Source organism: Ruegeria sp. A4 (assembly GCF_056543025.1).
The window spans coordinates 213744-228517 of the sequence record NZ_JBQGAW010000001.1; the positions used below are offsets into that span (position 1 = coordinate 213744).

The window sequence follows — 14774 nt, forward strand, 5'->3', positions numbered from 1 at the left end:
GCACAGGAAAGCGTTTTCAGAAAGTTGCGCATCGGCGATTGTCACGGCCCCAGATGGTCAGCATGGCTTAGAACAGTGATCCCTGATCCGGGGCGTCCGGCCTGGGTTTCTTCGAGGGTGATTTCGCGGCCGGGCCGGTGCTGAGAACACCATCGGCGAATTCGATCTCGAGCGCCGTTTGTTTGGCGGCCTGAGCCTTGGTGGTGATCACATTCCCTTCGGCCCGGACGACCGCGTATCCGCGGTCCAAAGTGGCTTTGTAGCTCAGCGTCTCGCGCAGGCGGTCCGTCGCTTCGAGTTGCTGTTTGAGGCGGTCCAGTCGCGTGGTTTGGGCCGTGTGCATTCGATCGCCCAAACGATCGAGGTTTTGCCGCTGTTGATCGATTTCCCTTTGGATCGGTCGCAAGGACAGGCGCGATGACAGGTTGCGCAGCGATTCCTGTCGCGTCGATATCAAGCTTCGCAGGGTCGAGGGGCGCAGATGTGCAGACAGTTCCACCACTTGCAGGCGACGGTTCTGAACCCCGCGGATCAAGGCGGGTGTGAGCCGATCTGCAATCAAATCAAGCCGTTGTCTTGGTGTGTTCAACAGGCTGTCCGGGCGCGGCAGGGCGCGGGACAGATCGCGCAGCCTCTGCGTTCGGCGTTGAACGGCATCCGTTGCCGCGCGGGACAGGCGCGCGGCCTGCTCTTCGGTCCAGGCAAGCAGTTCCATGCGCACCGGAACGGCCAGTTCGGCGGCCGCGGTGGGCGTTGGCGCGCGCTGGTCCGACACGAAATCAATCAGGGTGGTGTCGGTTTCATGCCCGACGGCCGAGATCAACGGTATGTCCGACGCGGCTGCGGCGCGGGCGACGATCTCTTCATTGAAGCCCCAGAGGTCTTCGATCGATCCGCCGCCACGGGCCACGATGATCAGATCGGGCCGGGGCAACGCGCCGCCGGGTGTCAGTTGGTTGAAGCCTTCGATGGCGCGGGCGACCTCGGGCGCGCAGTTGGCCCCTTGAACCGCCACAGGCCAGATCAGCACCTTGCGCGGAAACCTGTCCCTGAGCCGATGCAGAATGTCGCGGATCACGGCACCGGAAGGGGATGTCACAACACCAATGATCTGCGGCAGGTAAGGCAGGGGTTTCTTGCGTTCAGGTGCGAACAGACCTTCGGATTCCAGTTGTTTTTTGCGCTTCTCGAGCAGCGCCATGAGCGCGCCCTGACCCGCGACGGAAACCTCATCGACGTTCAGGTTGTATTTGGATTGCGCCCCGAAAGCGGTAAGGCGGCCGGTGACGACGACCTCCAACCCTTCTTCGGGCACAACGGACAGGCCGGAAATCTGACCTTTCCACGTGGTGCAGGCCAAAACGTTCCGGTCGTCCTTGATGTCGTAATACAGATGCCCGGATCGGGCTTTGAACACGCGCCCAACCTCACCACGCACGCGGATTCGGCCGAATGAGCCTTCGAGCGTCCGTTTCACCTCGCCCGAAATTTCGGACACTGTGTATTCAGGGGTGTTTTGGCCCGGAATCGGGTCATCAAGCAGGTCGGACATTTCAGCGCCTTGTTTCAAATGCGCGCCCAGCTTAGAACGCCGCGCAGGCAAGGCCAAGCAGATCGGAGAGCTTTCATGAATATCCTCATTCTCGGCAGCGGAGGGCGCGAACACAGCCTGGCATGGGCAGTGCTGCAAAACCCCAAATGTGATCGCCTGATCGTTGCTCCGGGGAATGCGGGGATCGCGCAGATCGCGGATTGTGCCGCTCTGGATATTGAAAACGGCGGGGCTGTTGTCAGCTTTGCCGAAGAAAATGCGATTGATTTCGTGATCGTCGGGCCCGAGGCGCCTTTGGCGGCCGGAGTGGCTGATCGGTTGCGCGAAGCCGGAGTGTTGGTTTTTGGGCCCTCAGCCGAGGCGGCGAAGCTGGAAGCGTCGAAAAGCTTTACCAAGGAAATCTGCGACGCGGCCAACGCCCCCACCGCAGCTTATGCCCGGTTTACCGAGGCTGAGCCTGCCAAAGCCTATATCCGCGAACAGGGCGCACCGATTGTGGTCAAGGCCGATGGTCTGGCCGCGGGCAAGGGCGTTATCGTTGCGATGGACGAAAAGACCGCACTGGACGCCATTGACGACATGTTTGGCGGTGCGTTTGGTGGTGCTGGTGCGGAAGTCGTCATTGAAGAATTCATGGATGGTGAAGAAGCCTCGCTGTTCGTTCTGTGTGATGGTGAGGACATTCTTTCTGTCGGGACGGCCCAGGATCACAAACGGGTTGGCGAGGGCGATACCGGGCTGAACACGGGCGGGATGGGCGCGTATTCTCCGGCGCCGGTGTTGAGCGAAGAGGTGGAAGCGCGCGCGATGGAAGAGATCGTGCGCCCTACCATCGCCGAGATGAAGCGCCGGGGAACGCCGTTTCAGGGCGTTCTTTATGCAGGTTTGATGATCAAGGACGGGCAGCCAAGGCTGGTTGAATACAACGTCCGCTTCGGTGATCCGGAATGTCAGGTGTTGATGATGAGGTTGGGCGCGCAGGCGATGGACCTGATGCACGCCGCCGCCGAAGGCAGGTTGGGTGAGATGCGGGTGAATTGGGCGGATGACCATGCCATCACGGTGGTAATGGCGGCCAATGGCTATCCGGGTGCTTACAAGAAAGGCACTGCGATCAAAGGGCTCGAAGGCCTGCCCGAAGACAGCCGGAACATGGTGTTCCACGCTGGTACAAAGAGTGTCGATGGACAGGTGGTTGCATCGGGCGGGCGCGTGCTGAACGTGACCGCCCGTGGGAACACGCTGCAAGAGGCGCGCGACCGGGCCTATGAAATGGTTGAAGCTGTGGATTGGCCTGACGGGTTTTACCGGCGCGATATCGGATGGCGTGCTTTGGAAGGTTGACGGGGCAGGGGGGTGCCCCCTCGGCCTTGCGGCTTCCCGGCGCTGCGCGTGTTCGCGGTCGAAATCGTCCACTGGACGAATTCCTTTCAACCGCTCACGCCTCGGGATATTTTTGGCCAGATGAAGAGGCGGATCAGCAGTTCAGGGCTTGGGCAAGGCTTTTGCGGCCGTTGAACGGGCCCCGGTCGGATATGATCCAGCCGTTGTCGTAGAAGACGCTGACGATCCGCGTCCAGTCGGCGCTGGCCACGATCAATTCCGGGCGGTCGCCGCAGATGCGCAGGCCACCGGAAATGAAATCTTCACCGATCCTGTGGTTGGTCAATCCGGGCAGAGCCGCGATTTCGCTCAGGGCGTTGTCTTTGTAGCGCCAGATGCGCAGGGTTTTGGCAAGGTGCGGACGATCGATATAGGCGATCTCGACATGTCCGTCGCCGTCCAGGTCGGCTGCCCCGATCGGGGCGAGCCAGCGAAATCGGGTGCCAATATGAGGCGTGGCCGCGATCTTGTCTCCGGCGGCGTCGTAGATCGCAAGTTGAGCCCCTGATTTGTCGCGGGATTCAACGACAATTGCTTCGCGCGCGCCGTCCAGGTTGACGTCTGCCAAACGCGGAGCGAGGTCTTCGAACACGCGATCCTGCGGCAGTCGAACAGTTACGACCGTAGTTTCGGTCGTGAGTTCCACCGCGCCATATTCGATCGTGTCACCCAGGACGCCATGGGCGTAGCGGGTGGTTGGTTCTGTGAAGCGGGCGTCGTTGATGGTTTCCGCCGCGTCAGCCGGTTGCAGCGTGAGCCAAAGTCCGAAAGATAGCAAAGCGCCGCGTGCCCGAGATTGCCAAAAGCGGCGGGGCAGGCGCGGCGCATCGTTGTGCATCAGATCTGCTTTTCGGGCATCTGAACGACCAGACCGTCCAGCGCGTCGGTGACCTTGATCTGGCAGGTCAGGCGCGAGCGGGCCGGGTCGGGCTCATAGGCAAAGTCCAGCATGTCTTCTTCCATGTCATCCTTGGCCGGGATTTTCTCGACCCAGTCGGGGTGGACGTAGACATGGCAGGTCGAGCAGGCGCAGGCGCCGCCGCAATCGGCCTCGATGCCGGGAATGTTGTTGTCACGGGCCCCTTCCATGACGGTCAGTCCGTTGGCGACCTCGACTGTGTGTTCGGTACCGCCGTGCTCGACATAGGTGATCTTTGCCATTGCGTGCGTCTTCCTTTTGCGATGTTCGATTTCTTCCTTAGTGAAGGCATTTAGGTCTTTCCAGCCTCATTTGCGACTCAGCGCGCCGTGTCTGGACTTTCTTGTGTTTTGTTCTATTTTTGTTCTTATGCTTGTTACACCCATTCGCCCTGTGGTTTCAAACCGGGATTGGCCGCGCCCGCCGTCCTGCCTACCTTCCAGCCAACTGGATTCCCCACCCGAGGGCGCGCGCGTGGCTGTGGCCGGGCTTGTGATCCTGCGGCAGAGGCCGGGGACGGCCAAGGGCGTGATCTTTCTGACGCTTGAAGATGAGACCGGGATCGTGAATGTGGTGGTCTGGCGCAAAATCTACGAACGGTTCCGCCGTGCGGTGATTTCGGGGCGTTTGCTGAAGGTGACGGGCCGGATGCAGCGGGCGCATTCAGTGACCCATGTGATTGCGGAAGAAATCGAGGATATTTCGGGGATGCTGGATATGCTGGTGCAGGGCGCAGGGGCGGCCTGCCGTGACGGACAATAGCGAGCGGCTGCCTTGCCGCCTTGCGCACAGCAAGACCTGTGCGCTGATGAATGTCGGTAAGTTTCCGCATATCACGCTGGGTCAAAGGCGCTTTTCCGCCAATTCGGCATTGGCCGGTCGACTCTTTGATGCCGTGTTAGTACTGCGGGCATCTCTATGCGTCGGCCTGTGTCTGAACGTAGGCGCGACGGCACGCTACTCAACATCTTCTCAGAGTCAGTTCAGATGCCCGAAGTAACACGAAATGGATCGTTCGAAAAAACCGTCCAGCTGGATGAGAGCCAGATTGCCGGTCGCCTTGGCGAGCTGTTGGAGCATACGCGTTCAAAAGGATACGTGCATACCGCCAGAATGATCGAGGAAGCATTGAGTGCCCACTCTTTCGAGCGCAGACACCTTGGGAACACCCAAAAATACCTCTCGGAATTGCAGCGTCTAAAGCGCAAAGAGATGACACGCTTGGTGCGGGAAACGGATGGGAAGAAGCAAGCGGCTTTTGTCCTGACGCCCCGGATGCGCGTTGACCACAGAAATCCTGCCGCGCTGCGCAGTGGTGCTTGGAGGAACACCCCGATGCCTTTCCCGGCGGAACCCGAATTCAAGTTTCGCTAGCCGAACCAGCCGTGGCCAGGGCGGACAGGGCTGATGATCCGCATCAATCCAAACGGGTTTTCAACGCAGTCATCGTTTGAACAAGACCTCCTGCGCCTGTTTGTCACGATTGTCTCCTCGTAGCTCTGCGTGCAGAGCGCGCCCGGCCTGAACACCGGGGCGGGCGCCGACGGTCTTCAGCCAGCGCGCAAAGTGGGGTTTGTCCTCCAGCACTTGCTGCTGCCCTTCCCACAGGCTGGCCCAGCCCCAGATCGACATGTCTGCAATCGAATAGAAATTTCCGGCAACGTATTCGTTCTCGGCCAGCCGTCTGTCGAGCACCCCGTACAGACGACCGACCTCGGCCCGGTAACGATCTTTGGCATAGGGCAGGTCCTGTGGCGGGTTCAGTTGCGGGGCGTATTTCAGGAAGTGATGCGCCTGACCGGCCATCGGCCCAAGGCCGCCCATCTGCCACATCAGCCATTCTTCGACGGCGATCCGATCACGCTCGGTCTTGCCATAGAACCGCCCGGTCTTGCGGGCCAGATACATCAGAATTGCCCCGCTTTCAAAAACCGAGATCGGTGCACCATCCGGCCCGTCAGGGTCCACGATTGCGGGCATCCGGTTGTTCGGGGCGATCTTCAGGAACTGCGGGTCGAACTGATCGCCCTTTCCGATATTGACCAGATGCGTGGTGTAGGGCAGCTCCATCTCTTCCAGGGCGATGGACACTTTCCAGCCGTTCGGTGTGGGCCAGAAGTACAGATCAATCGGGTCGGCCATGTGTTCTCCTGATGTTGAAGGGATCATGCGGGTTTCTGCCGGTTCGGCAAGGGCCGCTTACGAAAGCGTGACCAAAATGCAGGCCGGGCTTGACCGCAAACCGCCCGAGGCGTATTGCGATCCTGAAGCTTCGTGGCGATTTGTTACCGGATTGCGGGCCACGCTAAACAACACCGCTAAAAGGTCAGGATGAAAGACCCCTTTCGCTTGGCCGCGTCTGGGGTTTTTTGTTTGCCTCCGCCGGAGGCTGAAAGGGAATGAGATGAGCGAGAACTGGAACAAACGCACCCAAGCCGTCCATGGCGGTGTCCGCCGCAGTCAGTACAACGAGGTGAGCGAGGCGATTTTCCTGACGCAGGGCTTTGTGTACGAAACTGCCGAACAGGCCGAAGCCCGGTTTCTGGAATGCGGCCCTGATGAGTTCATCTATGCCCGCTATGGCAACCCGACCGTGTCTATGTTCGAACAGCGTATCGCGGCCCTTGAAGGTGGCGAGGATGCGTTCGCGACGGCCTCGGGCATGGCGGCGGTGAACGGTGCGCTGACCTCGATGCTGAAGGCCGGGGACCATGTTGTTTCAGCAAGGGCACTGTTCGGGTCCTGCCTGTACATTCTGGAAAACATCCTGACCCGTTTTGGCGTCGAGGTGACTTTTGTGGACGGCACCGATCTGGAGCAATGGCAGGCAGCGATCCGCCCGGACACCAAGGCGGTCTTCTTCGAGTCGATGTCAAACCCGACTCTTGAAGTGATCGACATCGCATCCGTGTCCAAGTTGGCCCACGCCGTCGGGGCGATTGTGGTGGTGGACAACGTGTTTTCGACGCCCGTCTTTTCGCGCGCGATAGAACAGGGCGCGGATGTGGTCGTTTATTCGGCGACCAAGCATATTGACGGACAGGGCCGTGCGCTGGGCGGCGTCATCATCGGCACCAGGGATTTCATCCGTGGAACCGTCGAGCCGTATCTGAAGCATACCGGCGGTGCGCTCAGCCCGTTCAATGCATGGGTCATGCTCAAAGGTCTGGAAACCATGGCGCTGCGCGTCAATGCGCAGGCCGACAGTGCACAACGGATCGCAGAGGCGCTGGAAGGGCACCCGGCGCTGGCGCGCACCCTTTACCCCGGTTTGAAGACCCACGCGCAAAATGCTCTGGTTCAATCGCAACTTGGCGGAAAGGGCGGGACTGTATTGTCCTTGGATGTCAAGGGCGGCAAGGACGCGGCCTTTGCTTTCCTGAATGCGCTGACCATTCCTGTGATCTCGAACAATCTGGGCGATGCCAAGTCGATCGCGACGCACCCGGCGACCACAACGCACCAGCGTCTGAGCGATGCGCAGAAGGACGAGCTGGGCATTACGCCGGGCCTGATCCGTTTTTCCGTTGGCCTGGAAGACGCCGGAGACCTGCTGGCAGACATCCAGCAGGCATTGGAGGCTTCGCAGAAGCAAACAGCAGCACAGTGACAAGCCTCTTACCACTAGGGGTCGTCGCGTTATCTGTGAACGCGGCGTCTTTCCGGGTGGTGTTCGCGGTTGAAGCCTGGCCTTTGTGTCTGCGAAAGGCGTATTTCGTTGCAGAATGACGGTTTTGCGCCGGTTTTTTCAATCCGGACTGCTATTGCCTGCGTATTGGGTTAAACTGGTAAATCACCTGCAGTCGTATATATTTCTACGACCAATCGAGGAACCGCAGCCGATGAACATCCACCCGCGCGACATTGATGAGACCCCGGATCAGGAAAAAGCCGCCGAGGCCCTGAAAGTTCTGCGGCAATGGGCGGAATCTGCGACGGCATCCGAGATCACCCAGCTGGATCCGGCTATTGCGCAGCTGGTGCCCGGCCTGACGCAGGTGAACTATCCTTCGCTTTCGCGCGCGTACCCGGAGGGTTTCTCGGTTGACGCGAATTACCGCGCGTCTTTGCCCGACTTGCAAAACGGCCCGTCCAGCTTGATCCGGGGTGCCAAGCAACAGATTCAGCATGTTGGCATCTCGAACTTTCGCCTGCCGATCCGTTTCCATCGAAAAGATGGGGAAGACCTGACGCTTGAGACGTCTGTTACGGGCACTGTCAGCCTTGAGGCCGAGAAAAAGGGCATCAACATGTCCCGGATCATGCGGTCTTTTTACAAACATGCCGAGCGTACATTCAGCTTCGAAGTGATGCAGGCGGCGCTTGACGACTATATGACCGATCTGGACAGCTTTGACGCTCGTATCCAAATGCGGTTTTCTTACCCCGACAAGATCAAAAGCCTGAGATCAGGTCTGGAAGGATATCAATATTACGACATCGCTCTGGAACTGGTGGAGTCGGGCGGTGTGCGCCAGAAGATCATGCATCTGGACTATGTCTACTCCTCGACTTGCCCGTGCTCTCTGGAGTTGAGCGAACATGCCCGTGCCACGCGGGGACAACTGGCAACACCGCATTCGCAGCGATCCGTCGCGCGGATTTCCGTGGTGGTGGATTGCGATGCCGATTGTCTTTGGTTTGAAGACCTGATCGGGTTGTGCCGACGCGCGGTGCCGACCGAAACTCAGGTCATGGTCAAACGTGAAGACGAACAGGCTTTCGCCGAGTTGAACGCAGCCAATCCGATTTTTGTCGAAGATGCGGCGCGCTTGTTCTGCGCTGAATTGTTGGCAGATCATCATGTTGGTGATTTCCGGATAATAGCCAGCCATCAGGAAAGCCTGCATAGCCACGACGCTGTGTCGATTCTGACCGAAGGCCCAACCTTTGCGGCATCCAGCTTGGATCCAAGACTGTTCAACACTTTGTTTCACGTTGGGTGAATACCGCTGTGTAAGCGATTAGGATTTAATCAGAGATTGCGGCGGTAGGCGTTCTTTTGCCGCAATGCAGCAAAAATGCTGCATTTGCGCAGTCGTTTGTTATATATCTATCGTGAATGCAGCAGCTGGATGCTTGCCATTTGATTGGCTGGCCGCCCCGAAAAGGATGCCGAGACGTGAGACGCCTTGGACTGCAAGACCGCGACCACTGTTCGAGAAATCGAAGAGGGCAAGGCGTTTCATCCATCACATTTGGGCTGCATCGTTATTACAGGAGAAGCATGTAATGAATCCGATTACCCAACCGCTGGAGTTTCAAGCTGCGGCAATTCGCATGGCTGGCTACGCAATGGTCAACCAGATGAAGATCATGCAGATCGTGGCCCGTTCAGCGTTCGAATTGCCGATGGCTCCTGTGCAGGCGTTGCACGTGGCTGCGGCGTCCCCGGAAAAGACGGTGGTAAAGACGACGGTCAAGGCAAAAGCCACTGCGCCGCGTGTGCAAAAATCTGCCGTCAAAAAGACCGCAGCAGTGAAAAAAACCGTAACGAAGGTCACCGCCGGTAAACCTGAGCCCAAACCTGCGGAGTTTTCCGCGAAGCCGCGCGCCGCCGTCACGCCAAAGGCTGAACCTGCGGCGATAGCAAAGCCCGCACCAAGACCAGCACCCAAACCGGCGCCGAAGCCAAAAACAGAACCGAAACCGGCCGCAGCTGTTGCAAAAAACGCCAAACCGGCTGCGCGGAACGCGACTGCAACCACGCCTTCCTCTGGCGAGTCGGCCCCGGCAAAAAAACCTCGTACCAGACCGGCGGCTTCTGCGACCAAGGCACCTGCTGCGCGTGCCAAAGCCGCAAAGCCTATTGAACAAACCGTTTTGACCCGAGCAAAAACCGCGCCCCTTGCGCCCAAAGCAGAACGTCAGAAGCCGGCGCCCGCTGCCGCGCAGTCAAAACCTGCGGCATCGGCAGAACAATCAAAACCGCAGGCGCGCAAAACGCGACCGCCGTCAAAACCGCCCGCAATGCCGGGGGCAGATACCAAAACAGACACGTAAACCGGGATCATCTGCTTGACACGGTCGGGCTGGCGCGCCAACGCTGCGCGTTATGATGGATCTTCGCCCGGTCGGATATGTGATTGGCTTGCTGGTCGCCATTCTTGGGGCGACCATGCTGTTTCCTATGCTCGCGGACATTATCGAAGGTCGCGGCGAATGGAATGTGTTCCTGGAAAGCGCGATAATCACAATGCTGACCGGATCCGTCCTGGCGATGAGTTGCTCGAACGGTGTGGGCGAGGGGCTGACCATCCGGCAGACCTTTTTGCTGACAACCGGCGTGTGGGTCGCGCTGCCGGTGTTTGGTGCAATCCCGTTTCTGTTCGGTGAAACCGAGCTGCGTTTTGTCGATGCCTATTTTGAGGCGATGTCAGGCCTTACGACGACCGGTTCGACCGTGATATCAGGGTTGGACACGCTGCCAAAGGGCCTTTTGTTGTGGCGCGGTATCCTGCAATGGCTGGGAGGCATCGGTATCATCGTCGTCGCGATGGTATTCCTGCCCGAATTGCGGGTTGGTGGCATGCAAATCTTCCGCTCGGAAGGGTTTGAGACCATGGGAAAAATTCTGCCTCGCGCGCAGGAGATTGCGGGGCAGATTTCCCTGATCTACGTCTTCCTGACTCTTGTGTGCGTGCTGGTCTATGCCGCGTTTGGGATGAGCTTTTTCGACGCGTTAGTGCATGCTTTCACGACGGTGTCCACGGGCGGTTTTTCGAACTATGATGCCTCGTTTGGAACATTTTCAGGCCCGGCCGAATATGCTGCATCCGTCTTCATGATACTGGCTGCTCTTCCCTTTGTGCGCTATGTCCAGTTGGCCAATGGTCATACGGCGTCGTTATGGAAAGACAGTCAAATCCGGGCATTTCTGGCGACCATTCTGGTTCTGGTTGTCATCATGTCAGTCTTTCTGACCTCGGTCTTTCCGCATCATTGGGAACAGGCGTTCCGCGAGTCACTGTTCAACATCACCTCGATCATCTCGGGGACAGGATATGCCAGTGTCGATTACATGGGTTGGGGCAGCTTTCCGATCATGCTGTTTTTCCTGATCGGATTGATCGGTGGATGCGCGGGGTCGACTGCGTGCTCGATCAAGGTTTTTCGCTATCAGTTGCTGTTCGCCTCAATCAAAAGCCAGATCAAACGGATCCGGTCCCCGCATGGCGTGTTCATGCCGCTCTATGATGGAAGGCCGGTCGGACGGGACGTTCTGACATCGGTGATGAGCTTTTTCATGTTTTTCGTTTTGTCGATGGGGGTGTTGTCTTGGGCGTTGGCACTGACAGGTCTGGATTTCATTACATCCGTTTCCGGGGCCGCGACAGCGCTGGCGAACGTTGGACCGGGTCTCGGCGATCAGATCGGACCGGCGGGTAATTTTGCTGGTCTCAACGATACGGCCAAATGGCTGCTTACAACTGGAATGCTGGTCGGGCGGCTCGAGCTTTTAGCGGTATACGCAATCTTCACCGTTCAATTCTGGAGAGGCTGATGAAAAGACCCCTTGGCGCGCAAATCTCGCATATGCTCAAGGATCGTGGCGTGGATGTGATTTTCGGTATACCGGGCGTCCACAACCAGGAAATGTATCGTGGTATCGAAGAGGCCGGCATCACGCATGTTCTGGCCCGGCACGAGCAGGGGGCCGGATTCATGGCTGATGGTTACGCGCGCGCAACCGGTCGCCCCGGCGTCGCCTATGTGATCACCGGCCCCGGTTTGTGCAACATCATGACCCCGATCGGACAGGCCTACAGCGACTCGGTTCCGATGCTGATTCTGTCCTCTTGTCTGGATGAAACGCAGGCTGTCCGGGGTCAGTTGCACCAGATGAAAGATCAACGTGCTGCCGCCGGTACGGTTGCGGATTGGTCCGTACAGGCCAACTCCGCCGAAGCTGCCTATGGGCTGATAGAACGGGCGTTTGAAGAATTCGAGCTTTCTCGCCCGCGCCCCAAGCACATTCAGGTGCCCATCGCGCAGTTGCAGGCCGAGGCCGACTCCGCGCCGTTCCCCAACCAGCCTGCGCTGCGCACCAAAGCCTTGCCGCCTGACGTGTCATCGGTCGTGTCCATGTTGAACCTTGCCCGCAGGCCGCTGTTCATCCTAGGTGGCGGATGCAGGTCGAATGATTGGCGTCAGATTTTGACACAGCTGGGGGCGGCCTGTTTTACCACTTATGCCGGGCGCGGGCTGCCGGGCGCAAATTATCCGCTGGACTTCGGGTCCATGTTGCCACGTCCCGGCAGCGCCGAGGTAATCGCGTCGGCGGATCTGGTCGTTGCGGTGGGGGCCGAGCTGGGCGAGGTCGATTTGTGGCGGCAGGATTTGGGGCACAAGGCGACCTTGATACGCGTCGACCTCGACCCCGAAGTTCATTCCGATCGCCATCGCGCCGCCATCAAGCTGCAAGTCGACAGCCAGAGCTTTGCCCGCGCCTTGTGGCACGCAACCCAGGACATGAAACCAGCAACAGGCTGGTCACCCGAGGAAGTCGCCGAGATGCGCGTCCGCTGGCGTGCCGAGGTGGATGCAGAGCGGCCCGGAATCGTGCCGATCGCGGATGCTTTGCGCGCTGCCATGCCGGCCGACACCATGATCTATTCGGACATGACGCAGTTTGCCTATGTCGCCAAAGAGGTATGGGACATGGCCTATCCTCATCACTGGCATCATCCGACGGGGTTTGGCACTCTTGGCTATGGGTTGCCCGCCAGTATTGGCGGGGCGGTTGCCCGGCGCGGCAAACCCACGGCGGTAATCGCCGGGGATTACGGGTTCCATTACACGATGCAGGAACTGGGCGTGGCGGTTGAGTTGGGATTGTCGCTTCCGATCATTCTATGGGACAATGGCAAACTGAAGGAAATCGAGGACAGTATGGTGCGCAGCCAGATCGCGCCCAACGCGGTCATGGCGCATAATCCCGATTTCTGCAAACTTGCCGAAGCCTTTGGTGCGCGCTCCTCGGCGCCTTCGAATGTGGCAGAGATGCAAAGTGCAGTAAGGGCCGCATTCGATGCGCCTGTGCCGACCTTTATCCACGTGACACCTGATATTCTGTAACGAAAAAGCGCCGCACTTTCATGCGGCGCTTTTTTGTTGAGGTGCTGTCGGATCAATCCCAGCAGTGAACCAGAACCGTCATGCCGGTTGCGCGCCGGTTCAACTCATTGGGTGATATCTGTATGGTTTCTTCGCTCGATTGACCGGACACTCCGGCCTCTGCAAGAATTTCGGTCAACCGATCAACGGTGGCCGCAAGGCTGACCGAAGCGGGCAGGGTGCGCCCTTTGGACGGTGTGGGCAACAACATTCCGACGACGTTGCCGCTGTCATTGAAGACGGGGCCACCCGCATCGCCGGGTTGAGCGTTCAGCGCCAGACGCTTGACGCCGGTCTCACCGTTCAGTCCTCGAACGTCCGCGACCTGCCCGTAGGTCAGGGTGGGGCCACCCAACGCGCCCTGATAGGAAAAGCCGGACACGGCCACCTCTGACTTGATGCGCGGCTTGGCGGCACTGAACGCAGCGACGCTCATGGGGGCGAGTGTCTTTGCAGGGCGCAGGACTGCCACGCCGAGTTCAGGGTCCGTCAGGGCCAGTTGAACCTCTTGATCACCATCCAGCGTGATCCGCGTGCAGCTGTCCGCGGCCTCGGAAACCGTCAGTACTGTCCCGTTCTCATCCGCGAAAAAGCCAGAGCGCGTCAGCCGGGGTTTGCGGACCTGAAGGCCCGACACCAGATCGATGCGCTGTTCTGCGGATGCACCGGCGGCAGCATCCAGAACCGCATCCGTCGTGCTGAAGCTGGATGTCATCGCTGACAGAACTCGCAGGCGACGTGCCTCGTCTCCTTCGGGCCAGACAAGGGTGAAGCCCTTGATTTTTCCATCGGCCAATTGCGCTTGCGTAACGGACACTTTGCCGTTGCCGCGTCCTTCAAGGGTAAACCGGTCACGGCCCAATTCACGAGGGCCATTCAGCGGAACGATCTCAAGCGATTGCATCACCTCGTAAAGCGCGCGGAGCGTGTTCTTGTCCCCCTCCTGGCTGATCAGCAGCGCCTTGGCGTTCAGGTCAGAGGTGCTTTTGAAATGTGCGAAGGGGGCCTCATAGCGATCAAGGCTGACAGCGCCCAGAGGCATGTCGAGCACGATCCCGGCCTTGTCGTCGGAATACCGCTCCATTCCGACAGAGATCAGCGGCGCGTTGTAGTCATCCATCAGGGCCTTGCGCTGCAACGTCGTCAGAACACCCGTGGCGTCAAACCCGTTATAGCGCTGCCAATCGCTCATCGAACGGCGGGTGCCTTGCCCGAACGCACCATCAATGGTCGAGTTGTAAAACCCCGCCGCGCGCAGAGCCGTTTGCAGATCCTTGCGTTCCTGCGCGGTCAATAGACGTTCGGACTGAAGCGCCTGCGCACGGGTTTCATCCGAATCCTGTGGTGTGGCGACTGCCGGAGCCTCTTCCGGTTGTGCCGCTTGTTCAATTGGTGCCGCGACGGTGCCACGGTTCAGAACGTTTGCCCCGATGGGCCAGAACTGTTGCCCCATCGCGCTGGAAAACGCGATGTAGCTGTCGCGCGGGATCTGGCCTTCGGCCCGATAGACGCGCAGCACCTGTTCGGCGTCGGTCCGCGCATAGGGGCCGATCACGATCGCGTACCAGCCGCTGTTCAGGCGAAACCCGTTCACGTCCGGCAAAGCACTGGCATAGGCCTGTGCCCGTTCCTGCGCTTCGCGCAGTGATGGCTGGGCCTCGACCTGGACCCAAACGCCGGGATCTTGTTGTGCGGTTGCGGCGCGCAGGCCGACCAGAAGAAACAATAGGATTGCTGAAAATACGCGTGTCATAGTCTGCCCGTTTTATGCAGTGTTCGTGCTTTGGCGCAGAATACGCGAAT

The 14774-nt window shown here is 59.1% G+C and carries 13 protein-coding genes and 1 riboswitch; of the genes, 8 read left to right on the forward strand and 5 right to left on the reverse strand.

The window, feature by feature from the left end:
• Positions 1-67: 67 nt before the first annotated feature.
• A complete protein-coding gene (gene xseA / locus ACR0E2_RS01060) occupies positions 68-1552 on the reverse strand; it encodes an exodeoxyribonuclease VII large subunit (protein ID WP_480444780.1) in 1485 nt (494 codons plus the stop codon).
• Between the two features lie 75 nt (positions 1553-1627).
• Between xseA and purD the strand changes: the two genes are divergently transcribed.
• The gene (gene purD, locus ACR0E2_RS01065; RefSeq protein ID WP_480444781.1) at positions 1628-2896 is read left to right on the forward strand and encodes a phosphoribosylamine--glycine ligase; all 1269 of its coding nucleotides are present in this window, start codon (positions 1628-1630) and stop codon (positions 2894-2896) included.
• 133 nt (positions 2897-3029) lie between these two features.
• Here purD and ACR0E2_RS01070 read toward each other — a convergent pair whose 3' ends face one another.
• Both ACR0E2_RS01070 and ACR0E2_RS01075 read right to left on the reverse strand, forming a co-directional pair.
• The gene (locus tag ACR0E2_RS01070; protein WP_480444783.1) at positions 3030-3773 is read right to left on the reverse strand and encodes an FG-GAP repeat domain-containing protein; all 744 of its coding nucleotides are present in this window, start codon (positions 3771-3773) and stop codon (positions 3030-3032) included.
• The gene (locus ACR0E2_RS01075) at positions 3773-4096 is read right to left on the reverse strand and encodes a 2Fe-2S iron-sulfur cluster-binding protein (protein ID WP_152457603.1); all 324 of its coding nucleotides are present in this window, start codon (positions 4094-4096) and stop codon (positions 3773-3775) included. Before ACR0E2_RS01075 ends, ACR0E2_RS01070 begins: the two co-directional genes overlap by 1 nt.
• Before the next feature lie 127 nt (positions 4097-4223).
• Here ACR0E2_RS01075 and ACR0E2_RS01080 point away from each other — a divergent pair, with 127 nt between their 5' ends.
• Both ACR0E2_RS01080 and ACR0E2_RS01085 read left to right on the forward strand, forming a co-directional pair.
• The gene (locus ACR0E2_RS01080) at positions 4224-4616 is read left to right on the forward strand and encodes an OB-fold nucleic acid binding domain-containing protein (protein WP_152459842.1); all 393 of its coding nucleotides are present in this window, start codon (positions 4224-4226) and stop codon (positions 4614-4616) included.
• 225 nt (positions 4617-4841) lie between these two features.
• Positions 4842-5228 (forward strand): hypothetical protein, encoded by a 387-nt coding sequence (locus ACR0E2_RS01085; RefSeq protein WP_171119571.1) that lies wholly within the window; start codon positions 4842-4844, stop codon positions 5226-5228.
• A 69-nt stretch (positions 5229-5297) separates the two neighbouring features.
• Here ACR0E2_RS01085 and ACR0E2_RS01090 read toward each other — a convergent pair whose 3' ends face one another.
• Positions 5298-5996, reverse strand: coding sequence for a glutathione S-transferase N-terminal domain-containing protein (locus ACR0E2_RS01090; RefSeq protein WP_480444784.1), 699 nt, complete (start codon positions 5994-5996; stop codon positions 5298-5300).
• A 122-nt stretch (positions 5997-6118) separates the two neighbouring features.
• A riboswitch (SAM riboswitch) is annotated at positions 6119-6196 on the forward strand.
• A gap of 62 nt (positions 6197-6258) precedes the next feature.
• Between ACR0E2_RS01090 and metZ the strand changes: the two genes are divergently transcribed.
• The 5 genes from metZ (at position 6259) to ACR0E2_RS01115 (ending at position 12932) form a co-directional block, all read left to right on the forward strand.
• Positions 6259-7464 carry an O-succinylhomoserine sulfhydrylase gene (gene metZ / locus ACR0E2_RS01095; protein ID WP_480444786.1) on the forward strand — a complete coding sequence of 402 codons (1206 nt, stop codon included), beginning with the start codon at positions 6259-6261 and terminating at the stop codon, positions 7462-7464.
• Positions 7465-7696: 232 nt separating this feature from the next.
• Complete coding sequence (gene folE2, locus ACR0E2_RS01100; RefSeq protein ID WP_480444788.1) at positions 7697-8800, forward strand: GTP cyclohydrolase FolE2; 1104 nt, start codon at positions 7697-7699, stop codon at positions 8798-8800.
• A 64-nt stretch (positions 8801-8864) separates the two neighbouring features.
• Positions 8865-9857 (forward strand): hypothetical protein, encoded by a 993-nt coding sequence (locus tag ACR0E2_RS01105; protein WP_480444789.1) that lies wholly within the window; start codon positions 8865-8867, stop codon positions 9855-9857.
• A 52-nt stretch (positions 9858-9909) separates the two neighbouring features.
• Complete coding sequence (locus tag ACR0E2_RS01110; RefSeq protein ID WP_152457609.1) at positions 9910-11358, forward strand: TrkH family potassium uptake protein; 1449 nt, start codon at positions 9910-9912, stop codon at positions 11356-11358.
• Positions 11358-12932 carry a thiamine pyrophosphate-binding protein gene (locus ACR0E2_RS01115; RefSeq protein ID WP_480444790.1) on the forward strand — a complete coding sequence of 525 codons (1575 nt, stop codon included), beginning with the start codon at positions 11358-11360 and terminating at the stop codon, positions 12930-12932. Before ACR0E2_RS01110 ends, ACR0E2_RS01115 begins: the two co-directional genes overlap by 1 nt.
• Positions 12933-12984: 52 nt before the next feature.
• Here ACR0E2_RS01115 and ACR0E2_RS01120 read toward each other — a convergent pair whose 3' ends face one another.
• Positions 12985-14724, reverse strand: a complete 1740-nt coding sequence (locus tag ACR0E2_RS01120; RefSeq protein ID WP_480444791.1) for a serine protease — start codon at positions 14722-14724, stop codon at positions 12985-12987.
• Positions 14725-14774: the final 50 nt, after the last annotated feature.

Bases quoted from the DNA above. Each gene is read 5' to 3' on its own strand.
- xseA (WP_480444780.1), bottom strand. From the start codon at position 1,552: ATGTCCGACCTGCTTGATGACCCGATTCCGGGCCAAAACACCCCTGAA.
- purD (WP_480444781.1), top strand. From the start codon at position 1,628: ATGAATATCCTCATTCTCGGCAGCGGAGGGCGCGAACACAGCCTGGCA.
- ACR0E2_RS01070 (WP_480444783.1), bottom strand. From the start codon at position 3,773: ATGCACAACGATGCGCCGCGCCTGCCCCGCCGCTTTTGGCAATCTCGG.
- ACR0E2_RS01075 (WP_152457603.1), bottom strand. From the start codon at position 4,096: ATGGCAAAGATCACCTATGTCGAGCACGGCGGTACCGAACACACAGTC.
- ACR0E2_RS01080 (WP_152459842.1), top strand. From the start codon at position 4,224: ATGCTTGTTACACCCATTCGCCCTGTGGTTTCAAACCGGGATTGGCCG.
- ACR0E2_RS01085 (WP_171119571.1), top strand. From the start codon at position 4,842: ATGCCCGAAGTAACACGAAATGGATCGTTCGAAAAAACCGTCCAGCTG.
- ACR0E2_RS01090 (WP_480444784.1), bottom strand. From the start codon at position 5,996: ATGGCCGACCCGATTGATCTGTACTTCTGGCCCACACCGAACGGCTGG.
- metZ (WP_480444786.1), top strand. From the start codon at position 6,259: ATGAGCGAGAACTGGAACAAACGCACCCAAGCCGTCCATGGCGGTGTC.
- folE2 (WP_480444788.1), top strand. From the start codon at position 7,697: ATGAACATCCACCCGCGCGACATTGATGAGACCCCGGATCAGGAAAAA.
- ACR0E2_RS01105 (WP_480444789.1), top strand. From the start codon at position 8,865: ATGCAGCAAAAATGCTGCATTTGCGCAGTCGTTTGTTATATATCTATC.
- ACR0E2_RS01110 (WP_152457609.1), top strand. From the start codon at position 9,910: ATGATGGATCTTCGCCCGGTCGGATATGTGATTGGCTTGCTGGTCGCC.
- ACR0E2_RS01115 (WP_480444790.1), top strand. From the start codon at position 11,358: ATGAAAAGACCCCTTGGCGCGCAAATCTCGCATATGCTCAAGGATCGT.
- ACR0E2_RS01120 (WP_480444791.1), bottom strand. From the start codon at position 14,724: ATGACACGCGTATTTTCAGCAATCCTATTGTTTCTTCTGGTCGGCCTG.